The organism is Methylobacterium sp. J-088, from assembly GCF_022829295.1.
Lineage (GTDB): Bacteria > Pseudomonadota > Alphaproteobacteria > Rhizobiales > Beijerinckiaceae > Methylobacterium.
The window spans coordinates 1-23,196 of the sequence record NZ_JAKSYH010000027.1; the positions used below are offsets into that span (position 1 = coordinate 1).

Sequence of the window (23,196 nt, forward strand, 5' to 3'; positions counted from 1 at the left end):
GGGCTTGCCCGGGATCGCTCGAGCTTGCGGGGAGGAGCCGGAGGTGGGGGTGGTGCAGACGGCACCGTCACGCTCGATCCTGAACCACCCCCACCCCTAACCCCTCTCCGCAAGGGGGAGGGGAAACGCGCTTCTCTTGAATGGCGTTGCGCCCCGGCGGAAGTTTGCCCGGCGGGGTGAGGAAATGACCCCCGCACCGACCCGCGGATGGGCCGACCCTGAGCGACCTGCGGACCCGCCCACGACGAGGCGGGGGACGGCTGGAAGGCCGCGGCGCCGATGCGGGTTCCGGGGGTGCGTGCACCTCGCCCGAGACCGCTAACGGGGAGTCGCAGGACCGGGGCGCCGACAAGACGCCGCGACGAGAAAGACGGCACCGGCCGGGGACCACGCCCGGTCGATGCCGCGGGCGCCGCGGGGATCGGATCCCGCGCGTTTTTGGCCGACACCTGGGTTCCCGCGGCGTCCCGCGTCCCGCGTGTTGCTTCTTGGGCCATGCCCCCGGCGCGACGAGCGCGCGGGGACGATGACGCATGGTGCGTCCCCTGGGGTTCTGGCGGTCAGGCCGAGCTCATAGAGTCCGTACCGCACGACTCATGGAATCGGAGTGATAGCGATGCGTGCGCAAGCGAATGGATGGGAGGAATCTGCGTCGGCCTGGATATCGGAACTCGGTGAGCATGGAGATTACGGTCGACGCTACGTGCTCGATGCGCCGATGCTGGAGCGGGTTCGTGCTCGATCTTTCAGGACAGCGCTCGATGTTGGGTGCGGAGAAGGCCGGTTTTGTCGGATGCTGCGGGCCGAGGGTATCGTGCCGGTCGGTGTCGAGCCGACGCGCGCCTTGCGGGAGGCCGCGATTGCCCGTGATCCGTCAGGCGCTTACCTCGCTGCCACGGCCGAGACCCTTCCGTTCGCAAATGAGACCTTCGATCTCGTCGTCAGCTATCTAACACTGATCGATATCGAAGATCTCGAAGCTGCCATCGCAGAAATGGCCCGCGTGCTGAGGCCCAGTGGCGCTCTGGTGATCGCCAATCTCAATAGCTTCAACACGGCCGGTGATTGGCACAAGCGCGATGACGGCTCGCGCTCTTTCATACTCGATGAGTATATGGTCACGCGCGCCGAGTGGGTCCGCTGGCGCGGGATCAAAATCCGGAACTGGCACCGTCCCTTCCGCGCGTACATGAAGCCCCTGCTTGGCTCAGGGCTGCGCTTGACCCATTTCGACGAGCCGCTTCCGACCGGTGGCGACCCGGAAAGAATCCGGCTGCACCGCCGAGCACCATACTTTCATGTCATGGAATGGCAGAAGGGCAGATGTCCGCCGGATCACCGCGTCGACGGCGGAGGGGATCATCGGAAGCGCGGAGCGATCGTCCGACGCCCCTTGCACGTGACGGAGCAAGCACGCATATAGGTACGAACAAAAAGAGAACAAAAGAGCGTCGCCTGAGAAAGCTGTGGACGACGTGGCCTCATCCTCCCGGAACGAGCCCCGCATGCGCACCGCCGACAAGCAGATCGCCGACATCCTCGTCCGCTACGGCGAACCCTTCGGGGGCAACGTCTGGCGGGTTCAGGGGACGGCCGTCATCTACCACAAGACGCTCGAGCGGATCGCCGCCCAAGCCGGGATCGTGTTCGAGCCGCCAACGGTCATCCGGGCCGAGCGCGACGAGGCGGTGATGCTCGTCACCGGCCGCCTGCCGGGCGCGAAGCCGGGGACCGAGCGGGTCGAGTGGTCGATGGGCGAGGCGCTGGTGAACGTGAACTACCGCGTCTCCGGCAAGCAGGCGGCCTACGTTTACGCCATGGCGGAGAAACGCGGGAAGGACCGTGTGATCCTCAAGCTCATCGAGCTGCATGGGCTCGTCTACTCGGAAGAGGAGGCCGACGAGTTCCGCGCCCACCAGCTCCCGATCCGGGCAGTCGACGAGGACTTCGAGGAGGCACCCGCCTTCGACGAGGTCACCGAGGCGGAGGGCGACCTCAAGCGCCGGATCGACGCGGCCGGGACGATCAACGCAGTCACCGACCTGATGCTGGACGGCGCCACCCAGACGATCCTCGCCGCGATGCCGCCCGGCACCCGCGACGAGGTCCGCGACTACGCCAAGGCGCGCCTCGTGGCGCTCGGCTGGCCGAAGCGCCCCGGCCGACGCAGCGCCGCCTGACCCATATCCCCCCACCCAAGGAGACCGCCATGCACCGCGCGACGCGCCGCCGCACCATGAAGGCCCGTGGACACAGCCACCAAAGCTGGAGCATCGAGACCCTGTCGTACAGCCCCTCCCGGATCGTCCGGCTGGGCGACGAGAAGGTCGCGATCCTTTTCCCACCGGTGGAGCCCGGCGCCGCTTGGCAGCTCTACCCGCATCCCGACACATTCCCCGGGCTGAACTTCGAGGGCTTGCCGGCGCCACTCCGCCCGGAATTCCTGGCCTTCGCGGATCTCCCGGAGGTCGAGCGTTTCCTGGGGATCGGGGATGTCGAGCCCGCCGCTCTGGCGGCGTGACCGGTTGGATCAGCAGCGCGGTGGTACCCCGTGGAGTTCGGCGGCTTCCGGCGTGAAGGCGCCATCCGGTCCGTGCAGAATGAGGGGTGGCTGTAAGCGCAGCGCGGCGCGGCTTCCCTTGACGGCGCTGATCAGGATCCGGATCGCCGGCGCCTCGGCGCGGGGATGGACCGGACGGATCGCCAGACCGCCGTAGCGGCCCCGAAGGGTTTGCAGGCACTCTGCGAGAACGTCGGCCCGATGGATCAGCCCCAGCCGCCCGCCCGGCCGCAGGATCGCCGTGCAGGTGCGGATCCAGGCGTCCAGCGCCTCCCCGGAGGCATCACCGGCGAAAGTATGCGCCGCAGCCCGGCCAGGATGCGGCGAGGCCCGGTGGTGGCCGGCCGAGAAGTACGGGGGGTTCGTCAACACCACGTCGAAACTGTCCGGCATCAGACCGGCGGCGCGGCGATCCGTCGCGGGGGCGAGCACGTCGGCTTCGATCACGCGGGCATCGATCCCGTTCAGCGCGGCGTTCGTCCGAGCCTGTGCGGCAAGATCGGGGTCGCGCTCGACGAGGGTCGGCCGGAGGCCGGGAACCAGTGCGGCACAGGCAAGCCCGACGGCTCCGGTTGCGGCTCCGACATCACACAATCGATCCTCGGGGGCCGGGATGAGAAGGCGGGCGAGCAGCACCGCGTCGGTCCCCGCCCGGTGTGCCCCACGCGCTGGCTGATGCAACCGCAGGCGCCCGCCCAGGAAGGCGTCCGGCGCCTCCGTCACGGCTGGCGCAGCTCATGGGCGAGGCCGGCATCCGTGAGCAGGCGCCGCGCCTGGGCTTCGAGGTCACGTGGCACCAGCAGCCGCTGCCCGAACATGCCGATCGACCCCTCCATCAGGCTCATCTGACTGTCGGCCACGAGGACCGGGATCTCGGCCGCTTCGAGGATCGTGCGGGCGAACCCGATCAGCACGACGTCGTTGGCCCGGATCAGCTCGACCATCAGTGTCCCCCGAGGGCCGGCGGTTTCGCCGCGTCGGCACCGCGCCCCGGGCGACCCATATCGCAGGGGAGCCGATGTTGCGGCGCCGCGAGGCCCGTGCGAAGGGATCGCCCTCCGCCCAGGGCGGAACCGGTCTGGAGGTCACGCATCTTGGGTATGGCCCTCTCCATCGAGAACCCGAAGCCTGAGATCGAGGCGGGGTTGAACGACCTCGTCGCGCTGGTGGCGGACGGCATGGCGCGGGTCAACACCACGATCCTGTCGCGGACGGGCTCGGAGGTGACGATGATCCCGGAGGTGGCCAACCACCTGATCGCCTCCGGCGGCAAGCGCCTGCGCCCGATCCTGACCCTCGCCTGTGCCAAGCTCTGCGGATACGCGGGCGACACGGACGGCGACGTGAAGCTCGCCGCCAGCGTCGAGTTCATGCACACCGCCACGCTCCTGCACGACGACGTGGTCGACGAGAGTGACATGCGCCGCGGCCGGGTCGCCGCCCGGATCAAGTGGGGCAACGAGGCCTCGGTGCTGGTCGGCGATTTCCTGCTTGGCCAAGCCTTCCGGATGATGGTGGAAGTCGGCTCGCTTCGGGCGCTCGACATCCTCTCGGCCGCCGCCACGGTTATCGCCGAGGGCGAGGTGATGCAGCTCACCAACGCCAAGAATCTGGAGACCGACGAGGCCGCCTACCTCGCGGTGATCCGCGGCAAGACCGCCGAGTTGTTCGCGGCCGCCTGCGAGGTCGGGCCCGTCCTTGCGGCACGCCCCGAGGTCGAGCAGGCGGCGGCGCGCGCCTACGGCATGAGCCTCGGCATCGCCTTCCAGTTGATCGACGACGTGCTGGATTACGGCGGCACCTCGGCCGAACTCGGCAAGAACGTCGGCGACGATTTTCGCGAGGGCAAGATCACGCTGCCGATCGTGCTGGCCTATCGCCGGGGCAGCGAGGGCGAGCGCGGCTTCTGGCGGCGGACCCTTCAGCAGGGCGAGATCCGCGACGGCGATCAGGAGACGGCCCTCGACCTGCTCCAGCGCCACGGCGCCCTGGAGGAAACGGTGGCCCGCGCCCACCAGTACGGCGCCGAGGCCCGGGCGGCCCTGGATATCTTTCCGGACGGTCCGGTGAAGGCGGCGCTCAACGGGGCGATCGAGTTCTGCGTGGCGCGGGCGCGTTGAGGCGGCGCTCCACATCGTTTCCGATCGACTGATCAAGTCTGCCGGCGTCGCCAAAGAGGGTGTTCGGTGCAACCCGCACCACGGCATATAGACCGGACAGGGCCACTGGGACGGGCATGCTCTGTGTCAACGCGCCGCGGACGCCAGTGCCTCGGCCAAAGCGGGGGCCAATCCTCGTAGCTCCTCCAGATGAGCCGCTGTCAGGGTCCGCAGCAGCGCCTCGGCGCGGGGTGTGAGCGCCAGCTCGCTCCGACGCCGGTCCTCGGCAGCCCGCGTCTTGCTCAACAACCCGGCCTCCACCATGCGGGCGACGAGTTCGGCCGCGCTGTGGGGCGCGATGAGCAACTGCTCCGCCAGCAATCCGACCGTGGCAGGGTTGCGCCCGACATGCCCGGCGAGGGTGAGCAGGGCCTGATGCTGCTGCGGCGGCAGCCCCGCCCGTCCCGCGGCCGCCTCGCTGAAGGCCAGGAAGCGCCGGAGGCGGAACCGGAAATCCGCCAGGGCCGCATATTGCTCCGATGACAACGTCTCGGCGCCCGATGAATCGGCGTCCATGGCAGCACCTCAGCTTTCAGCGCCTCCTTAACCCCATGGCCCCCTGCGCGTCCCATGCCGGACGACGGCCGTCCGTTCCACCCGCCCGTAGATCCGTCCCAAAATATATCGTATTACGATACAAATAATCTGGCGACGGAAGAGGAGGCCTCGATGGGGGGCGGGCAAAAGTTCGAGCGTGGCGGTCGCGGGCCGCACCGCCGGGCGCTGGGCGACTTCAGCGCCGATCGGCGCGTGGTGATCCTGGCCGGGATGGCCATCGTGACCGGCACCGCGGCGAGCGGCACCGCCTGGATCCTGCTCACGCTGATCGGCCTCGTAACCAATGTCGCGTGGTACGGCCGCTTCGACACAGCCCTGACCTCCCTCGCCGGCGCCGCTCCGGGCCCCTGGATGGTGGCGATCCCGGTGATCGGCGCCCTGATCGTCGGCGCCATGGCGCGTTACGGCTCCGAGAAGATCCGCGGGCATGGCATCCCGGAGGCCATGGAGGCCATCCTGATCGGTGGAAGCCGGATGTCTCCGAAGGTCGCGGTGCTCAAGCCGCTCTCCTCCGCGGTGGCGATCGGAACCGGCGGACCGTTCGGCGCCGAAGGACCGATCATCGTCACGGGGGGCGCGGTCGGCTCGCTGTTCGCGCAGTTCTTCCACCTGAGCGCCGCAGAGCGGAAGACGCTCCTGGTGGCGGGCGCCGCCGCCGGCATGACGGCGATCTTCGGGACGCCGGTGGCGGCCGTGCTGCTGGCGGTCGAGGTGCTGTTGTTCGAGTGGCGCCCGCGCAGCCTCGTTCCGGTCTCGGTCGGGGCGGTGACGGCGGCCTGCTGGCGGCCGGCTTTGTTCGGGGCGGGCCCGCTCTTTCCCTTCGCCGACAACCCGATATTGCCCTGGTGGGGCCTGCCGGCCTGCGCGGCTCTGGGCATCGCCTGCGGCCTGATCTCGGGTGTGCTGACCCGGGCGCTCTATGCGCTGGAGGACGGGTTCGGCAAGCTCCCGCTGCACTGGATGTGGTGGCCTGCGCTCGGTGCCGTCGTGGTAGGCCTCGGGGGCCTCGTCGAGCCCCGGGCGCTCGGCGTCGGCTACGATGTCATCCACGAACTGCTGTCCGGGCATATGCAGGCCGGCGCGGTCGTGACGATCCTGGCGGTCAAGGCGGTGATCTGGCTCGCGGCCCTGTCGTCGGGCACCTCCGGGGGCGTGCTCGCGCCGCTGCTGATCCTGGGCGGTGCCGTGGGATGGCTCATCGGCCTCCTGCTGCCGGGGGTGCACGGGTTCTGGGCGCTGATCGGCATGGCCGCGATGCTCGGCGGCACGCTGCCGGCGCCGCTCACGGGCGTGGTCTTCGCGGTCGAGGTGACCGGCGATGTCGCCGCGCTCGCGCCGCTGCTGGCCGCGACCATGACGGCCTACGCGGTGACCGTGCTGCTCCTCAAGCGCTCGATCCTCACGGAGAAGATCGCCCGGCGCGGCCAGCACATCACCCGGGAATACGGGATCGACCCCTACGATCTCACCCGGGTCGGGGCCGTGATGACCCAGGCGGTGGACAGCCTGGGCGCCGAGCTGCCGCTGACGGAGGCGCTGGCCGCCATCGAGGCGGGCGCCCATCATGCCTACCCGGTCGTCGATGCGGTGGGACGGCCGGTGGGGCTGGTCTCGCGCGGCGACGCCCTGCGATGGACCCTGGAGGAGCAGGACAGCGATCCGGTGGCGGATACGCTCGGCGAGCGCGTGTCGGACGCCGATCTGGCGACGGTCCATCCGGGCGACGTCGTCTCGCATGCGCTCGACGTGATGCTTTCGGCCGGACAGGGCCGCCTACCGGTCACCGATCCGCAGAGTGGGCGCTTGGTCGGCCTGCTGACCCGCAAGGACCTGCTGCAGGTGCGCGCGACCGTGGTGCAGGCCGAGGCCGAGCGCCGTGCGTTCTTCCGAAGACGCCGAGGCGAGCGCCGCGCGGGATCAGGAGCATGAGTGTGGAGATTCGTATCGCCGGACGGACGATCGGCCTGGATCGGCTCAAGCCCGGCGCCTGCTATCTTGCGGCCGGCACCGACGGGCCGGACCTCGCCCTCGTCGTTGTCCGGGCGGGGCGGCGGGAGGCGCTGCTGCTCAACCGGCGCGGCGGCAACGGCGATCTGCCCATCCTGTCCGATCTCGCCAGCGACGTCGACGTCCTCGAATTGCAAGGCGCCGTCCTGGCGCCCAGCGGGGCGATCGGCGACACCGCCTTCGGGCCGGTCGCCGATGCTCCGGCGGCGCTCCATATCGGGGACGGCAGCGCCTATCTGTGCGGCCGCGACGAGTCCGGGCGCTCGGCGACCTTCAATGTCGTCAGCGGTGTCGCAAGCGTGATCGATCCTGGGGAGTTGCCGCATGCTCGCTGCTGGCGCGTGGTCGTGCCGGCGGCGGGCGGTGTCGTCACTGTCTACGCGGCGGAACCGGCCTGAACCCGGTGGGGCTCAGCGCAGGAAGGTCGGCGCCACCCACCAATCCGGATGGGCGGCACGCAGGCTCGCGGCCGCCCGCACCGCCCCACGCCGATCGGCGAATAGCGCGAACACCGTCGCGCCGGAGCCCGACATCCGCGCAAGCCGGCAGCCGCGGTCGCGCAAAGCGGCCAGCACGGTCCCGATCACCGGTGCCACCGTGAGGGCCGGCGGCTCCAGATCGTTGCGCGCCGGGCCGATGGCCGCCACCAGGGCGTCGCCGCCGAGCCCCTGGCCGATCACGGGATGCTCCGCCCCGGGCAGGCTCTGCCCGACTGCGAGTCCCAGCGCCTTGAACACCGGCGCCGTCGGCACCGGAACGCCGGGATTGATCAGCACCGCCGGTAGCGGCGCGAGATCGAGCGGAGCGCCGATCTGCTCGCCGACGCCGCACATCATGCGAGCCCGCGGATCCAGACAGACCGGAACGTCGGCCCCCGTCTCCCGCGCCGCCGCGACAACGGCCGCATCGTCGCGCGACAGCCCGTTGAGGCACGCGAGCAGGCGCAAAGCCGCAGCGGCGTCGGACGAGCCCCCGCCGATTCCGGCGGCCACCGGGAGGCGCTTGGTCAGGTGGAAGGCGCCCGTGCGAAGACCCGGCACGCGCGCTGCGAGGTGACGCGCCGCGCGCAGGACGAGGTTGTCGTCGGTGGGGCCGGCCGGCCCGGCGGTCGGACCCGAAACGGTCAGCCCGAGGGGAGCAGTGGGATCGAGGGTCAGCCGGTCGGCGGTGCCCGCGAAGGCCACGAGGCTCTCCAACGCGTGGTAGCCATCATCCGCCCGCCGCCCGAGGATGTGGAGCGTCAGATTGACCTTGGCGGGGGCGCGGTCTGCAAGCAGGGGCACGGGATCTCGAATGGGTCGCTGCCGAATGGAGCGACGCTCTACAACTTGGAAGCCGAGAACAACAGCTCAGCCGAGATCCCCGTGCGGCCGGTAAGGCAGTGCATCGCCGACGCGGATCGCGGTCAGGTCCTCGGCGAGTTCGACCAGCCCGTCGCTCGCCGACAGACCGGTGAGCGCGCCCCCCGGCACGAGGACGGCTTCGGGCATTCCGGCCTCGCCGGGGCGCAGGCACACCCGTAGGTATTCCCGCCGGCCGGCGCGTTTCTGCAGGGCGAAACCGCTGCGCACGGTGAGCGCCAGCGTCGTATCCTCCGTTCCCGAAAGGTGCAGGACCAGGGGCTTGAGCACGGCGATCGCGGTCACGTAGGCGGCGGCCGGGTTGCCCGGTAGCCCAATGAACGGCGTGCCCGCCACGGTTCCGAGCGCGACCGGACGGCCCGGCTTGATCGCGAGGCGCCAGAGCGTGAGCGACCCGGAGGTCTCGACGGCGGCACGGACGTGATCCTCCTCCCCGACCGAGACGCCCCCGGAGGTCAGAATCAGGTCGTGCTCCGCGGCCGCCGCCGCGAGGCGGTCGCGTACCTGCCCCGGCACATCGCGCAGGATGCCGAGATCGTGGGGGTCGGCGCCGAGCCGCCGCAGCAGCGCGGCGAGCATCGGCCGGTTCGCATCGTGGATGCCGGCCGGCGGCAGGGGCTCGCCCGGCGGCGTCAGCTCGTCGCCTGTGGAGAACAGCGCGACTCGCAGAGGTACGCGCAGGCGCAGATCGGCGCGCCCGAGCGCGGCGGCGAGCGCCAGATGCCGCGGCCCGAGCCGGATCCCGGCGGGGATCGCACGGCTGCCGCGGGCGATGTCCTCGCCGGCCCGGCGCCGATTGGCGCCCGGCGCGAGGCCCGCTGGCAGGCGTACGGCGTCGCCGTCAATCCGGACATCCTCCTGCATGGCCACGGTATCGGTGCCCGGGGGCATCGGTGCCCCGGTGAAGATCCGCACCGCATGGCCCGTCCCGGCCTCGACGGGCGGGTGGCCCGCCGGCACCCGGCCGCCGAGGGGCAGGCTGTCCGCTCCGGGGGCGAGATCGACGGTCCGGAAGGCGTAGCCGTCCACCGCGGCGTTGTCGAAGGGCGGCAGGTCGAGCGGCGCGATCAGATCCTCGGCGAGGATCCGGCCGTCTGCGCCCGCCAGCGGCACGGTCTCGATGCCGGCGAGCACCGGAAGGCGCGCCCGGATCGACGCCACCGCATCGGCGACCCGCAGGGGTGCGGGCGCCGTATCGAAGCAGTCGGAACTCAGGCGACCCATGATAGCACGGGATCAGGCTGGGGCAGGCGGGTCGGCACGGGGCGGCCTCGCGGGCGGTGGAGAGGCCGGCTTGCGGCATCGGCATCGCGCGATCAAGTCCCGGGCGGCGGCGCGAATCATCGCCCGCACAGGTCCGATCCGCTACGATCCGGTTCGCCATGCCCAATCCCGCTCGCCCGACAGCCCAGGAACTCCCCTGCCAGCGCCACCTGTTCGAGGTGCCGGAGGCGGTCAGCTACCTCGATGCGGCCGCGTGGTCGCCGCTGCCGCGGGTCGTGCACGCCGTCGGGGAGACCGGCCTCCTGACCAAGAGCCGACCTTGGGACCATCCGCGCGAGGGGATTCCCGCCCAGGTCGAGCGGGCTCGGACCGCGGCGGCCGGGCTGATCGGTGCAGGGCCGGACGATGTCGCGATCGTCGGCGCGGTCAGCCACGCCATGGCAATAGCCGCACGCAACCTCGCGCCGATCCCCGGTGGCCGCCTGCTGCGGGTGGCCGACGAGTTCCCGTCCCTGCGCTTCGCCTTCGACAGGCTGGCTGCCGCGCAGGGTCTGACCGTGGAGGAGGTCGCGCGTCCCCCGGATGGCGACTGGACCGCAGCGCTCCTCGCCGCGATCGCCCGTCCGGGTGCGCCGCCGCTCGCGCTCGCCACCCTGACGCCCCTGCACTGGACCGACGGGAGCCTGATCGACCTCGACCGCCTCGCGCCGGCGGTCCACGCGACCGGTGCGGCCCTGGTGATCGATGCGACGCAGGCGGTCGGTGCCATCCCGGTGGATGTGGCTCGCTGGCGCCCCGATTTCCTGGCGTTCCCGACCTACAAATGGGCGCTGGGACCCTACGGCCTCGCCTTCCTGTACGCGGCGCCGCACCGGCAGGACGGCACGGCGCTCGACGAGCATGTCGGCAACCGTCCGGCGGCCGTGGGCGCGCGGCGCTACGATCGGGGCGAGCTCAACGATCCCGTGGCACTCCCGATGGCAGCAGCCGGGCTGGAACTGCTCGCCGGCTGGGGCGTGCCGGCCGGTGCGGCCCGCCTGCGCGGGCTGACGGACCGGCTTGCAGATGCGCTCGATGCGCTCGGTCTCGAGATTGCGCCGCGAAACCTGCGGGCACCCCACATTCTCGGCGTGCGGCGGCCGGGCGGGCTACCCGCCAGCTTCGTCGAAGGCCTGCGCCGCGAACGGGTCTTCGCGAGCGAACGCGCCGGAGCTCTGCGACTGAGCCCCCATGTCTGGGTGAACGACGACGACCTTGCCCGCTGCGTCGCGGCGATCCGGGACGGCCTCGGCGGCCGGGGCGGCGCGGCGTAGCCCGACCGTCACGCCGCGATTTCCGCCGCCGGGGCCTGCCTGACCGCGTCCCCCCGCTTGCCGAAGCGTCGGCGCCATGCGTGCTGCGCCCGGTCCACGAGCTGCGCCGCCGTACCCCGTGGTGTGCGCGCGCCCGTCATCGAGGCCAGGGTCAGGGCCTCGGTGCCGAACCGGCTCTTGAACCCCTCGTCGCCGCAGAGGAAATCCACCGTGTGCAGCCCGCGGTCGATCGACCACATGATGTAGTCTATCATCAGCACCATGCCGGGCGAAGCGCGCTCGACCTCCGGATCGTAGGTGGTGACGAAGGCCATCATCGCGCCGGACTGGACGAAGTTGATCGACACGGCCACGTCGGCGCCGCCGCATTCCAGCACGAAGGCGTGCAGCAAGCCTGCCTCGGCCAGTACCTGCACCATGGCGGGCAACGCTCCCGAGCCCGCGTCGTAGAAGGCCGTGGAGGCGAGGCCGTGGCGCTGGAGCCAAGCGCGCTTGAAGGTGGTCAGCCGGTCGAGCACCGGCCCCAGGGGCTCTTCCGGTCCAAGCAGGCGGAAGACAAGGGGGCCGCGCTCGCTCAAGGCTTTCTGGCCGCGCCGGTAGTTCTGCCGGGTCTTCTTCGACTGTGCATCGAACCACGCCTGTCCGGTCGTCCAGGAGCCGCGCACCCGCCAATTCGCCTCGTCGCGGTGGTTCAGGCGCAGCCGGACCCCGCCGCCCTCCGGCTGGAGCAGCGTGCGGGCCACGGCATCCGGCAGGAGCCGGTTGAGATAGGCCAGATCGAAACCGCCAGCCTGCCCGGCGTAGCGCCACATCTGCTGAACGAGGTCGCGGTCGGTCCGGTCGGCGAGCAGCGCGTCGCCGAAATCCGAGCAGTCCTTGGCGGCCCATTCGAGCACCCGGAACCCCTTCAGGCGGACGGTGGCGAGCGGCAGCACGCCGACGAGATCGTCGCCCCGCCACGCCAGCACGATGGCGAGCGCCCGGCGCTCCCGGTCGGGCGCGCTCGCCCACCAGGCGGAGATCCAGGCGGGGCTCTGAAACACCAAGGCGCCGCTCGCCGCCCACAGTTTGGTCCAAGCCGGGCCGACCTCCGCCAGCCGCCCGGCGGTGCGGACCGTCTCGAAACGCTCGGTCGCCATGGTCAGGCCCCCGACCGCGACCGAGCCGGCACACCGCGCAGGCGCCGCACCTGCCGCGCGATCCGCCGGCCCATCTTCTTCAACGGCAGCACGTAGAGCCCCGACAGGGACTGGTAATCTGCCACGTCCCGATCGACGAGGCCGAACTTGAAATCCTCATTGGGCTTCGGGATGCAGAGGGTTCCGAACACCCGGTCCCAGAACGAAAACAGCAGGCCGAAATTCTTGTCGTAATGTTCCGGCGCCGTGGAATGGTGGAGCTGGTGCCAGTGCGGGCATAGGATGATCGTGTTGAGCCGCCCGAACGAGATCTTGAAATGCGTGTGGCGCACGAAGTCCATCATCAGGATGTTGCGCATGATGTAAACGTTGAGGCCGAACACCGTCAGCTCGACCGGGTTCAGCGCCAGCAGGCTCCAGATCCCGAAGCAGATGCCGGGGATCACGCCGTCCCAGGCGCGGTTCATCAGCTCATCCAGGGGATGGACCCGGTCCTTGGTGATCCCGACCATCACCTCGGCCGAGTGGTGGACCTTATGGAGCTCCCACAGGAACGGGTAGCGGTGCTGGGCCGTGTGGTAGAGGTAGTAGGACAGGTCGTAGGCCAGCAGCATCGTGGCGGTGAACACCACCACGGTGACCGGCCCGGGCTCGCCGAGGATCGGCTGATCGATCCCGAACAGCGCGCCCAGCACCCGGTTGGTGGCGTAGCCGACCGCGACCACGAAGGTCACGCCTGCCGGGATCAGCAGGAACGGCATGATCGCCTTGCGGGTGATGTAGAACAGCAGGTCCGCCCGCGCGGAGGGGTGGGTCAACACCTCCCGCGGAAGCGTGAATTCGAAGAACTCGGCGAACGAGTATTTTTCGGCCGTGCGCAGGTAGGCGATCAGGGCGCAGATCAGCGCCGTCGCGAACAGCAGGCCGGCGGCGAGCAGGTTCTCGCCCGAGAGCTTCGCGGCGATTCGCTGGATAAAATCGGCGACATCCATGTCTACGCGTTTCCTTCGGCCATTCGGCGCCGATCCACGCCCGCACCATTCAGATGCAACCGGACCAATGTTGGCCCCAATCGTTTGCTCCGCATACCATCCGTAAGCATCGGACTATTTTGCCCCGCCAATCGTCTGTCAAACATTGGTTTTGATTGCGGACCAGAACATCGGGCTCTATGCAACACACCGCGCGATCCGGTTTCCGCAGCGATTCGATTCGGCTTCCCGGCTCAGCCGATCGGAAGAACCGGGCGAGACCCGGCTCTCGATCGCCGCAGGGTCGCCCGCACCGCGGCGTCGATGCCCTCGGCCGCGGACGCTTCCGAGAACAGAGCCTCGTAGCGCGCCCGTGCCGCCTGGCCGAAGCCGCGCCACGCCGCCGGGTCGGCGATCATGCCGGCGAGCGCCCGCGAGATCGGTGCGGGGCCGCCGGGCGGGACGATCCACCCCGTCCGCCCGTGTTCGACGACCTCCGGCAGCCCGCCGATCGCCGTCACCAGCGGCGGGACGCCGTACGCCATGGCCTCGATCGCCACCCGGCCGAGGGATTCCGGGCGCTGCGACGGCATGGTCACCACGTCGGCCCAACGGTAGAGGGCGTCCGGATCGGCCACGAACGGTTCGCGGGTGACCTGATCCGACAGGCCGGCTGCCGCGATCTGCTCCATCAGGGCGCGTTCGCGCGCCGCGTCCTCGAACGCGCTGCCGACGATGCGCAGTTCGATCCGCCGCCGCAGCGCCTCGGGCAGCGCGGCCACGGCTTCGATCAGCACATCCTGTCCCTTGATCCGGCTGATGCGCCCCAGCATCAGCACCCGGAGCGGGCGGCGGCCGTCGTACCCGCCCCGGTTCATCGCGGCCGGCGCGGCGATGCCGTTGTAGACCACCCGGGCGCCGGTCCCCGCCGGCAGCGCGTAGGCCCGGGCGGTGGCGTGCGAGTTGAATACCACGTCGGCCCTGCTCCAGCGGATCAGCCCGCGCAGGACCTTCAACACGGCGCCTTCCGGGATCTCGTGGATGTGGACGATGCTCCGCCCGGGAAGAAGCCGCGCGGCGAGCAGGTAATCGGCCACCACGGTCGTGTTGATGTAGACGAGGTCGCTGCCGCGGATCCGCCGCAGCGCGCGCAGAACTGCGACCGGCAGAGCTATCGGGGCGACGATGCAGCGCCGCGCCAGATTCTTGCGCCGCAGGATCCACAACGGCGCGATCACGACGCGGCTGGCGAAGGGTTCCAGAGCCGGCACGATCGGCCCGTGGCGCGGCAGGATCACATCGATCCGGGCGGACGGATGGGCAGCACGGAGGGTGCGGACCGTCTCGATGAAGCAGCGGTCCGATCCATAGAGCTCGAAACCCTGATGCACGCAGGTGATCGTCAGCGCGGACGCGTCTTGCGCTCCGGCGGCCACCGGAACACCTCGCTCGTCAGCCAGTGCGGCGGCGACAGTGTGCAATATCGAATCCTCTACCGCTGGATTAACTGTCGGCAAATTGGAAAACCGATGGTTGATATTCCATTGGGTCGCTTGGCGGGCATGTCCTCTTATAATATAAACGCCGCACCTGGAAGGAAGGACAATGCCGGACCGCATACCCGCAGTGCTAATTCTAGGAACGCGCGGGATCCCGGCTGCACATGGTGGGTTCGAAACTTTTGCCGAGCGGTTCGCCCGTTACCTCGCGGTTCGTGGCTGGTGCGTTGGCGTGTATTGCCAGCGGGAGGTCAAGCGGGTCGGCACGCGGATCTCGTCGCGGGTCTGGAACGGGATCGAGCTGATCACCGTGGAAGTCGGCCTGAAGGGCCCGGCCGCGACCCTGGCCTTCGACGCGTTCTGCGCCTGGGATGCGGCCCGGCGTGGCGGCGTCTACCTCGTGCTCGGCTACAACGGCGCGGCCTTCCTGCCCTATCTGCGCGCCAGCGGCGGCCGGATCCTGACCAACATGGACGGGATCGAATGGCGCCGCCCGAAATGGTCGCCGCCCATCCGGGCGTACTTCTACGTCAGCGAGTGGATCGCCGCGTGGTCCTCGCACCGGCTCGTCGCGGACCATCCAGCCATCGCCGACCACTTGGCCACGCGGCGCCCGCGCCGGGCCATCACGACGATTCCCTACGGGGGCGACCCGCCGTCCGACGAGATTGCGCCACCGCCGCTTGGGTTGGAGGCCGGGCGCTACCTCGTCTCGATCGCCCGCATCGAACCCGATAACAACATCCTGACGATCGTCGAGGCGTTCTCGCGCCGGCCCCGGGGTGTCCGCCTCGTGGTTCTCGGGACCATGTGCGTGCACAACCGCTATCATCGCGCCGTCGAGGAAGCCGCCTCCCCGGAGGTTCTGTTTCCCGGCCCCATCTACGAGCCCGATCAGGTCCAGGCCCTGCGGATCCATGCGCTGGCCTATCTCCACGGCCACTCGGTGGGCGGCACCAACCCGTCACTGGTCGAGGCCCTGTGGGCGGGCAACGCGGTGATCGCCCACGCCAACCCGTTCAACCGGGGAACCGCCGGCGACGCGCAGTTCTACTTCGAAGACGTCGACTCCTGTGCCGTCGCGATCGAGCAGGTTCTCGACGAGGCGGAGGCGGTCGCGCATGCCCGCGCGGCGGCCCGGCGGCGTGCCGAGGACTTCCGGTGGGGCGACGTGCTGGCGGCCTATGAAGACGAGGTGCGGCGGGTCGGAGGTTATCCCCCGGCGGAGCGCGTCAAGGTGCCGTTCGCCGAGCCGATCGGCGCCACGGCCGGCGCGAGCGGGTGAGGGCCAGTCGCCGGAGGCTGCTCGCGGGCGGCCTCGCTGCATTGGGCGCACGGGCGGTGCCGGCCCGAAGCGCCGTCGCGCCGATTCCGCTGCGCCGGGGCATCTCGCTCTGGCCCTGGTTCTCGCTCACCACGGAATATCCGGCCCCGCGCATCGACTACGCTTGGCCGCCCTTCCAGGCGGATCGCCCTGTCCCGACCCGTGCCGACCTGATGCGACTCACCGCCGTCGGCTTCGATTTCGCGCGCCTGCCGCTCGATCCCGGCCCGTTCGTGGCCTTCACGGGAACCCGCCGGGCCGAACTCCTCGGCAACCTGTCAGCGGCAATCGATGCGGTGCTGGCGGCCGGCCTCCGCGTCGCGCTTAACGTTCAGGCGAATGCGGCGACCCATCATTACACGCCGGAGGCGTTCTACGGCACAGATCGGGCGCCGCTGTTTCCGGCCTACCGGGATCTCATCGCCGAACTGGCCCGCCTGTGTGCTCGCAAGGGAGTTGACCGGGTCGCGCTGGAGCCGGTCAACGAGCCGCCGCAGGCCTGCGGTGCCCTTTCGTGGAATCGGGTTCAGGAGAGGCTTCTGACCGCGGCCCGGACGGCGGCACCAGCGCTCACCCTGGTGGCGACGGGCTCATGCGGCAGCCTCGTCGCCGGCCTGACGGCCCTCGACCCGGCGCCGCTCGCGCGATTTGCGCCCCTGCTCTACACTTTCCACTTCTACGAGCCGTATCTGTTCTCGCATCAGGGGGCGACCTGGCTTACCGAAGAGCCGTTCTATCGCTGGCTCAACGCCGTGCCCTGGCCAGGGACGCGCGCGCGCATGCCAGAGACGCTGAAGGCGGTGTCGGCCCGCATGGAGGCCGACCGGTCGGTCGCGCAGGCCGAGAAGGCCCGCGACCGTGCGGAGATCGAGGCCAAGCTGCGCGAGTACGGCGATGCCGAGCCAGGACCGGCCTTCCTTACCGCCGCCATGGACCCGGTCGCGACCTGGGCCGACCTCTACGGGATCCCGCGCCGGAACGTGCTGATGGGCGAGTTCGGCGCCCTGCGCACCGACGCCCGCTACACCGCCGCGCGGCCCATCGACCGGGCCGCCTATCTCCGCGACGTGCGGCTGACGGCGGAGCGAGCGGGTTTCGGGTGGTCGTTCTGGAATCTGTTCGACGGGCTCGGCCTGATGGACAAAGCGCACGCAGTCGATCCTGCGCTGCTACCAGCTTTGGGCCTCAAGATTGAACCGTAAGACGCTTTCCGATGGGGGGCCGATAGCGCTCCGCCATCACGGGCGAAACCCAGCGATGCAAAGTGGCGCTACATCGGGAAGCGTGGGATCGCCCCGGATGGCTTCGCTCCACACGCATCGACGCTCGGATATGATACGTCGTTCTCGCTGCTGCCCTGAGTGCCTAAGCCACCGCCCAGGGCAGCGTTTCATCGCCACGGAACACCACGACCGCCGTGTCCTCAACCGCGACCGCCTCCGCGACGCGGCTCTCCCGCCGTTCCAGCGTGACCGTTGCCGCGTTCGGCTCCAGCCCGTGAAACCGGGCGCCGTTGAGCGACGCGAAGGCCTCGAACCGGTCGAGCGCCCCTTCCTCGTCGAACACCTGCACGTAGGTCTGGAGCGCGGAAGGCCCACAGAATACCCCCGCGCAGCCGCAGGACGCCTCCTTGGCGCCGCGGACATGCGGGGCCGTGTCGGTGCCGAGATAGAAGCAGGCCTCGCCCGAGGTCGCGGCTTTGCGCAGGGCGAGCCGGTGCCGCTCGCGCTTGGCCACCGGCAGGCAGTACAGGTGCGGGCGCAGGCCACCCTGGAAGATGTGGGTCCGGTTGATCACGAGATGGTGCGGCGTGATCGTGGCCGCGCACCGGCTCGCGTGCTCCCGGACCACGTCGAGGATCTCCGCCGTGGTGGCATGCTCCACAGTGACCTTGAGGCCCTGATGACGGGCGAGGAGCGGAATCAGGCTACCCTCCATGAAGGCGGCCTCGCGGTCGAAGATGTCGATCTCCGGGTCGGTCGCCTCGCCGTGGATCAGCAGCGGCATGCCGATCCGCTCCATGCGCTCCAGCACGGGCGCGATCCCGAGAAGGTCGGTGACGCCCGCGTGCGAATTCGTGGTCGCGCCCGCCGGATAGAGCTTGGCGGCGATCCAGACCTTGTCCTTGAAGCCGCGCTCGATCTCGTCCGGATCGGTGTCGTCCCGCAGGTAGCAGGTCATCAGCGGCGTGAAATCCATGTCGGCCGGCAGGGCCGCTAGGATCCGCTCGCGATAGGCCCGCGCGGCCGCGACCGTGGTCACCGGCGGCACGAGGTTCGGCATGATGATGCCCCGGGCGAACTGCGCCGCCGTATAGGGCAGCACCGCCTTCAGCATCGCGCCGTCGCGTAGGTGGATGTGCCAGTCGTCCGGGCGGCGGATCGTGATCCGCTCGATGGTCTTCGTGTCCTGGCGCTCGGCGGGGAACAGGTCGGCGACGCTCATCGCGGACCTTTCAGGACTGACCGAAGGCGGAGATGCCGCCATGGGCGGCGGACCACGCGGCCGGCGCGTTGAGGAAGCTTTCGACCTCGTCCAGCGTCTTTGGGTCGAAGGTGCCCATCTCCTTGGCAACTGTCAGCACGTCCCGCCACGTGGTGAGATAATGAAGCTTGATGCCGATCTCCTGCATCAGCGCCGCACTGTCGGGAAAGATGTCGTAGTAGAACAGCACGAAGCAGTGATCGACCTGGGCGCCGGAATCGCGCAGGGCCTTGCAGAAATTGACCTTGCTGCGCCCGTCGGTGGCGAGGTCCTCAACCAGCAACGTGCGGGCGCCCTCGACGATCTCGCCCTCGATCTGCGCGTTGCGGCCAAAGCCCTTTGGCTTCTTGCGGATGTACTGCATCGGCAGCATCATCCGGTCGGCGATCCAGGCCGCGAAGGGGATACCGGCGGTCTCGCCGCCCGCGATGTGGGTGAGCCTCTCGTAGCCGATCTCGCGCACGATCGTGGCGGTGGCGAAGTCCATCAGCGTCGAGCGCAGGCGCGGAAACGAAATGATTTTCCGGCTGTCGGTGTAGACCGGGCTCGCCCAGCCGGAGGTGAACTTGAACGGCTCGTCCTTATAGAAGAGAACCGCGCCGATCTCGAGGAACATCTTGGCCGTCTCGCGGGCGATGACGTCCCGGTCGAGGGGCAGGAAGGGGCTGGTCATGCGGCGTGCGCGCTCCGCTTGGGTGCTCTCCGGGGCTTGAAGACCAGTCCGGTCGGAGAGAACGCGTTGAATTGGGCCTGACCGCCCTCCTCCGCCCTGTCTCGGCCAGCGTCAACCCTGCGCGGCGCGCTATCCGCGCTTCACGCAGTCCTGCCAGCGCGCAGATGCGCGATATGCCGGATGGCGAGCGCGTAGCCGTGCGTCCCGAACCCCGCCAGCACCGCCGTGGCGGCGAGCGAGATGTAGGAATGGTGGCGGAAAGTTTCGCGCCGGTGGACGTTCGAGATGTGGCACTCGATCACCGGCACCTCGCAGGTGTTGAGCGCGTCGAGGATCGCCACGGAAGTGTGGGTGTAGGCCCCGGCGTTGATCACGATGCCGGCCGATCCGACCCGGAATTCATGAATCGCGTCGATCAGCACGTGCTCGGCGTTGCTCTGGCGGAAATCGACCGTGAGCCCGAATCCGGCGGCGGTCTCGCGGCACAGGGCTTCGACATCGGCCAGCGTTTCGTGCCCGTAGATCTCCGGCTGGCGCTTGCCGAGCAGGTTCAGGTTCGGCCCGTTTAGGACCAGGATCGTGTCGTTCATCGTCTGCCTCGCCGCCTGAGAGGTGCGGCAAGCGTCGGCAAGACACAAGGGCAGGCTGTCATCCGACGCGAGATGTCCCGCAGACGGGCCCGGTGCGCCCGCCGGTCGGTTCAGATCCTCGCCCGGCGGCGCTATCCCGGACGGCGAGGGGACGGGACAGGGAGGACAGACGGATGGCAGCATTCCGGAGCGACGCGCCCGTTGTGATCGCAGTGGCGATCACAGGCTCGGTGCCGCGCAAGACCGACAATCCGGCCGTTCCGGTCACCGTGGCTGAGCAGATCGAGTCGACCCATCAGGCCTTCGAGGCCGGCGCCACCCTGTGTCACATCCATGTGCGCAACGATGACGAATCCCCCTCGTCCGATCCGGAAAAATTCGCCGCCGTGCAGGAGGGGCTGCGCAAGCACTGCCCGGGGATGATCGTGCAGTTCTCCACGGGCGGGCGCGGCCGCGATCCCGCCGCCCGCGGCCTGTCGCTCAAGCACCGGCCCGACATGGCCTCCCTGTCCACGGGCTCGGTCAATTTCCCGACGATCGTCTACGAGAATGCCGCGAGCCTCGTGACCGATCTCGCCGGCCAGATGAAGCAATACGGCGTGAGGCCCGAGATCGAGATCTTCGACCTCTCGCATCTGCATGGCGCCAAGCGGTTGGTGGAGGCGGGCCTGATCGACGCGCGCCCGCACGTGCAGTTCGTTATGGGCGTGCAGAACGCGATGCCGGCCGAGGAGCACCTGCTCGACATCCTGCTCGCCGAGACCCGCCGGATCCTCCCCGAGGCGACCTGGACGGCCGCTGGGATCGGCCGCAACCAGGCGGTGGTGATGGACTGGGCGCTCGCCCGCGGCGCCGACGCAGTGCGGACTGGCCTGGAGGACAACATCCGGGTGACGAAGGACCGGCTGGCGGCCAGCAACGCCGAGCTCGTCGGCCTCGCCGACGAAGCGGTGGCTCGCCATGGCCGCCGCGTGGCCACGTCCGCGGAGGCCCGCGCCGCGCTGGGTTTGGGCTGAACCACCTTCTCACGCGCGGGCCAGCGTGCTAACGGTCCGCCCGCGCGGGTGTAGCTCAATGGTAGAGCAGCAGCCTTCCAAGCTGAATACCCGGGTTCGATTCCCGGTACCCGCTCCACGCCGATCCCAGCCCGAGAAGGACGCGCCACGCATCAGCTGCGGGTCCGTTGCCCCGGGCCTCCGCATCGACCGCTTGCGAGCGTAGACCGGCGTTTGTACCTGTCGGTCAGATAGCGATGCCGAACCCTTTCGCCCGAAAGCTGCAATTCTACGTCCCGCTCTCGGCGGCCGTCCGGATGGAGGTTGGCGGGTCCCCCGTTCCGGGCCGTCGCATCATCATGCGTTCCGGTCACATCCCCGACGGCGGCGACCCGCACGCCGGCTGGTAGGTCTGCTTGGTTCAACCGCCGCGGAGTGTCGGCATGACCGATCCAGCTGACTTGGAGGATCGGCTCGCTGCCCTGGAGGCCGACAATGCCCGCCTGCGTCGGCTATTGGACGTAGCGGGTGCGCCAGACGGGCTGCGTCACGGATTGCGCAACACCACGGCGATCATGCACCGTTCCGCCGAGAGCGCCGTCGATGTCGAGGTGGACGGCCTGCGCTTCGGCCTGCGTCTGCCGCTCGTGCCGACGGTCGGACGCGTGATCGCAGGCGCCGATGCCGAGGCATCGCGCAAACCCTGAATCACCGCCCATCTGAAAATCTCCCCGAACTCTCAGTTGCTCGATGCGCCGGCCCCGACAGGGGTCAGATCGCCCGGTGGGATCGAGATCCGCGACAGGTCGAGCGGTGGCGTCGGGCCGGCCGGGAAGGTCGCTTCCCAGCCACCGCCCAAGGCCTTCGACAGCGCCACGAAGTCGGTCGACGTCGCCGCCGTCGCCTGGACGAGGTTGGTTTCGGCCTGCAGCACGGTCTGCGAGGCCTGGAGGACGGTGGTGAAGATCTCGACACCCTGCGTGTAGCGAGCCCGGGACAAAGCCAGTGCCTGCCGCGCATCCGCCACTTGACGGGCCAGCCGCCCGCGGCGGCCCTCGTCACCCTTCAGGGCGGCCAGCGCGTTGACCACGTCGTGCCAGCCCTGGAGCACCGCCTTCTGGTAGGCGATCGCCGCCTCCTGTTGGCGGGCGCGCTGGAGAACGAGGTTCGATTTCAGCCGCCCGCCCTCGAACAGCGGGATGGAGAGCGACGGCCCGACATTCATGTATTGTAGGGACGAGCCCCGGAAGATCTTGCCCGGATCGACCGCGTTGACGACCGGGCTCGCCGAGAGCGTCACGCTCGGGAAGAACTGCGCCTCCGCGACGCCGATCTCGGCGACCGCCGCGTGCAGGTTGGCGTCGGCCCGGCGGATATCGGGGCGGCGCAGGACGAGCGTCGACGGAACACCCACGGGGATCCGGGGCGGCACCGGCGGGATCGCGCGGCCGGACACCAGCTCCTGCGACAAAGCGAGCGGCGGCTCGCCCAGCAGCAGCGAGAGGGCGTTGATCTGCTGGATCTCCTGCTGCTGGAGCTGGGGCAGCTGCGCCTTGATCGCCTCGACCTGCTGGGCGGCGTTCGCGGTGTCGAGGCCAGTGACCAGACCCCGCTGCTGGCGGATCCGCACCACGTCGAGGATCTGCTCGTTGACCTTGATGTTGGCGAGGTCGATCCGGATCTGCTCCTGGGTCCCGCGCAGCTGCACGTAATCGCGCGCCAGCTCGGCCTGGCTGGAGACCAGGGCGTCGCGCCGCTGCTCCGCGGAGGCATCCGCCTGGGCCTGGGCGGATTCCACGGAGCGGCGGACCTTGCCCCACAGGTCGAGTTCCCAGGAGGCGTCGAAGCCGAGCGTGTAGCTCTCGAAGCCGTTGGTCAGCGGCGCCGTGGGGTCGGTGCCCCCCGTGACCCCGCCAAGGGAGCCCGACAGAAGGCCGATCGTGCCGTTCTTGCTGAATTGCTGCCGGTAGGCGCTGCCCTGGCCGTTCAGGGTCGGAAGCCCGGCCGCCGCCGCGGTGCCGAGCTGGGCCCGGCTCTGGAACAGCCGCGCCGTGGCGGTCTGCACGTCGAGGTTCTGCGCGGCGACGCGCTCTTCCAGCGCCGCCAGCACCGGATCTCGGAAGGCGAGCCACCACGCCACCGCCGGCTCCTCCGCGCTGGTGCGGGCGAGCAGCGGCAGTGGGGTCCGGGTCGGCAGGCCGGTATCGAGGTAGTCGCTCGCTTCCGTCAGCGGCGCGGCCGGCGGCAGAAAGTTCGGGCCGATCGTGCAGGCCGCCAATCCGGAAAGCGCGAGGGCCGCGCCGCCGCGCAACCACGGGGTGATGATGCGGGAGGCCATG

The 23,196-nt window shown here is 69.8% G+C and carries 23 protein-coding genes and 1 tRNA gene; 12 read left to right on the forward strand and 12 right to left on the reverse strand.

Features of this window, described 5'->3' with window-relative positions; translation table 11 throughout:
- The first annotated feature begins 616 nt into the window (after positions 1-616).
- From MKK63_RS01585 to MKK63_RS01595, 3 genes are all read left to right on the forward strand, one after another.
- Entirely contained in the window at positions 617-1,423 is an 807-nt protein-coding gene (locus MKK63_RS01585; protein ID WP_243998068.1) for a class I SAM-dependent methyltransferase, read from the forward strand.
- Positions 1,424-1,505: 82 nt separating this feature from the next.
- A complete protein-coding gene (locus tag MKK63_RS01590; RefSeq protein ID WP_243998070.1) occupies positions 1,506-2,180 on the forward strand; it encodes a trna delta -isopentenylpyrophosphate transferase in 675 nt (224 codons plus the stop codon).
- Between the two features lie 29 nt (positions 2,181-2,209).
- On the forward strand, positions 2,210-2,521 hold the full coding sequence (locus tag MKK63_RS01595; RefSeq protein ID WP_243998072.1) for a hypothetical protein: 312 nt from the start codon (positions 2,210-2,212) through the stop codon (positions 2,519-2,521).
- A 9-nt stretch (positions 2,522-2,530) separates the two neighbouring features.
- Here the strand turns inward: MKK63_RS01595 and MKK63_RS01600 are convergent, their stop codons facing one another.
- Entirely contained in the window at positions 2,531-3,283 is a 753-nt protein-coding gene (locus MKK63_RS01600; protein WP_243998074.1) for a tRNA1(Val) (adenine(37)-N6)-methyltransferase, read from the reverse strand.
- Positions 3,280-3,504, reverse strand: coding sequence for a DUF2007 domain-containing protein (locus MKK63_RS01605; RefSeq protein ID WP_243998077.1), 225 nt, complete (start codon positions 3,502-3,504; stop codon positions 3,280-3,282). Before MKK63_RS01605 ends, MKK63_RS01600 begins: the two co-directional genes overlap by 4 nt.
- A gap of 156 nt (positions 3,505-3,660) precedes the next feature.
- Between MKK63_RS01605 and MKK63_RS01610 the strand changes: the two genes are divergently transcribed.
- Positions 3,661-4,680: a polyprenyl synthetase family protein gene (locus MKK63_RS01610; protein WP_243998167.1), complete on the forward strand. Its 1,020-nt coding sequence runs from the start codon at positions 3,661-3,663 to the stop codon at positions 4,678-4,680.
- A 126-nt stretch (positions 4,681-4,806) separates the two neighbouring features.
- On the opposite strand, the gene MKK63_RS01615 is transcribed toward MKK63_RS01610, so the two are convergent.
- Complete coding sequence (locus MKK63_RS01615) at positions 4,807-5,235, reverse strand: MarR family winged helix-turn-helix transcriptional regulator (RefSeq protein ID WP_243998079.1); 429 nt, start codon at positions 5,233-5,235, stop codon at positions 4,807-4,809.
- Between the two features lie 153 nt (positions 5,236-5,388).
- Here MKK63_RS01615 and MKK63_RS01620 point away from each other — a divergent pair, with 153 nt between their 5' ends.
- Complete coding sequence (locus tag MKK63_RS01620) at positions 5,389-7,206, forward strand: chloride channel protein (protein ID WP_243998081.1); 1,818 nt, start codon at positions 5,389-5,391, stop codon at positions 7,204-7,206.
- The gene (locus MKK63_RS01625; RefSeq protein ID WP_243998084.1) at positions 7,203-7,682 is read left to right on the forward strand and encodes a hypothetical protein; all 480 of its coding nucleotides are present in this window, start codon (positions 7,203-7,205) and stop codon (positions 7,680-7,682) included. Before MKK63_RS01620 ends, MKK63_RS01625 begins: the two co-directional genes overlap by 4 nt.
- A 12-nt stretch (positions 7,683-7,694) precedes the next feature.
- Here the strand turns inward: MKK63_RS01625 and MKK63_RS01630 are convergent, their stop codons facing one another.
- Together MKK63_RS01630 and glp are read right to left on the reverse strand one after the other, a co-directional pair.
- Positions 7,695-8,567: a 4-(cytidine 5'-diphospho)-2-C-methyl-D-erythritol kinase gene (locus tag MKK63_RS01630; protein WP_243998086.1), complete on the reverse strand. Its 873-nt coding sequence runs from the start codon at positions 8,565-8,567 to the stop codon at positions 7,695-7,697.
- A 66-nt stretch (positions 8,568-8,633) separates the two neighbouring features.
- The gene (gene glp, locus MKK63_RS01635; RefSeq protein ID WP_243998088.1) at positions 8,634-9,869 is read right to left on the reverse strand and encodes a gephyrin-like molybdotransferase Glp; all 1,236 of its coding nucleotides are present in this window, start codon (positions 9,867-9,869) and stop codon (positions 8,634-8,636) included.
- A gap of 158 nt (positions 9,870-10,027) precedes the next feature.
- On the opposite strand from glp, the gene MKK63_RS01640 reads away from it, so the two are divergent.
- Positions 10,028-11,182 (forward strand): aminotransferase class V-fold PLP-dependent enzyme, encoded by a 1,155-nt coding sequence (locus tag MKK63_RS01640; RefSeq protein ID WP_243998089.1) that lies wholly within the window; start codon positions 10,028-10,030, stop codon positions 11,180-11,182.
- An 8-nt stretch (positions 11,183-11,190) separates the two neighbouring features.
- Here MKK63_RS01640 and MKK63_RS01645 read toward each other — a convergent pair whose 3' ends face one another.
- The 3 genes from MKK63_RS01645 to MKK63_RS01655 form a co-directional block, all read right to left on the reverse strand.
- Complete coding sequence (locus tag MKK63_RS01645) at positions 11,191-12,321, reverse strand: GNAT family N-acetyltransferase (protein WP_243998091.1); 1,131 nt, start codon at positions 12,319-12,321, stop codon at positions 11,191-11,193.
- A 2-nt stretch (positions 12,322-12,323) separates the two neighbouring features.
- Positions 12,324-13,313 (reverse strand): sterol desaturase family protein, encoded by a 990-nt coding sequence (locus MKK63_RS01650; protein ID WP_243998093.1) that lies wholly within the window; start codon positions 13,311-13,313, stop codon positions 12,324-12,326.
- Positions 13,314-13,546: 233 nt separating this feature from the next.
- Positions 13,547-14,728: a glycosyltransferase family 4 protein gene (locus MKK63_RS01655; RefSeq protein WP_243998095.1), complete on the reverse strand. Its 1,182-nt coding sequence runs from the start codon at positions 14,726-14,728 to the stop codon at positions 13,547-13,549.
- A 169-nt stretch (positions 14,729-14,897) separates the two neighbouring features.
- On the opposite strand from MKK63_RS01655, the gene MKK63_RS01660 reads away from it, so the two are divergent.
- Together MKK63_RS01660 and MKK63_RS01665 are read left to right on the forward strand one after the other, a co-directional pair.
- Positions 14,898-16,076, forward strand: a complete 1,179-nt coding sequence (locus MKK63_RS01660) for a DUF1972 domain-containing protein (RefSeq protein ID WP_243998097.1) — start codon at positions 14,898-14,900, stop codon at positions 16,074-16,076.
- Positions 16,073-17,317 carry a glycoside hydrolase family 5 protein gene (locus tag MKK63_RS01665; RefSeq protein ID WP_243998099.1) on the forward strand — a complete coding sequence of 415 codons (1,245 nt, stop codon included), beginning with the start codon at positions 16,073-16,075 and terminating at the stop codon, positions 17,315-17,317. Before MKK63_RS01660 ends, MKK63_RS01665 begins: the two co-directional genes overlap by 4 nt.
- Before the next feature lie 163 nt (positions 17,318-17,480).
- Here MKK63_RS01665 and pyrC read toward each other — a convergent pair whose 3' ends face one another.
- The 3 genes from pyrC to aroQ form a co-directional block, all read right to left on the reverse strand.
- The gene (gene pyrC, locus MKK63_RS01670) at positions 17,481-18,560 is read right to left on the reverse strand and encodes a dihydroorotase (RefSeq protein WP_243998101.1); all 1,080 of its coding nucleotides are present in this window, start codon (positions 18,558-18,560) and stop codon (positions 17,481-17,483) included.
- 10 nt (positions 18,561-18,570) lie between these two features.
- Complete coding sequence (locus MKK63_RS01675) at positions 18,571-19,272, reverse strand: orotate phosphoribosyltransferase (RefSeq protein WP_243998103.1); 702 nt, start codon at positions 19,270-19,272, stop codon at positions 18,571-18,573.
- A gap of 140 nt (positions 19,273-19,412) precedes the next feature.
- Positions 19,413-19,862, reverse strand: a complete 450-nt coding sequence (aroQ, locus tag MKK63_RS01680) for a type II 3-dehydroquinate dehydratase (protein ID WP_243998105.1) — start codon at positions 19,860-19,862, stop codon at positions 19,413-19,415.
- 173 nt (positions 19,863-20,035) lie between these two features.
- Here aroQ and MKK63_RS01685 point away from each other — a divergent pair, with 173 nt between their 5' ends.
- The 3 genes from MKK63_RS01685 to MKK63_RS01695 all read left to right on the forward strand — a co-directional run bounded on the left by MKK63_RS01685 (position 20,036) and on the right by MKK63_RS01695 (position 21,564).
- On the forward strand, positions 20,036-20,878 hold the full coding sequence (locus MKK63_RS01685; RefSeq protein WP_243998107.1) for a 3-keto-5-aminohexanoate cleavage protein: 843 nt from the start codon (positions 20,036-20,038) through the stop codon (positions 20,876-20,878).
- Between the two features lie 44 nt (positions 20,879-20,922).
- Positions 20,923-20,996: transfer RNA gene (locus tag MKK63_RS01690), tRNA-Gly, on the forward strand.
- Positions 20,997-21,300: 304 nt separating this feature from the next.
- Complete coding sequence (locus MKK63_RS01695; RefSeq protein ID WP_313901736.1) at positions 21,301-21,564, forward strand: hypothetical protein; 264 nt, start codon at positions 21,301-21,303, stop codon at positions 21,562-21,564.
- Positions 21,565-21,596: 32 nt separating this feature from the next.
- On the opposite strand, the gene MKK63_RS01700 is transcribed toward MKK63_RS01695, so the two are convergent.
- The gene (locus tag MKK63_RS01700; RefSeq protein WP_243998109.1) at positions 21,597-23,195 is read right to left on the reverse strand and encodes an efflux transporter outer membrane subunit; all 1,599 of its coding nucleotides are present in this window, start codon (positions 23,193-23,195) and stop codon (positions 21,597-21,599) included.
- Between the last annotated feature and the right edge of the window lies 1 nt (position 23,196).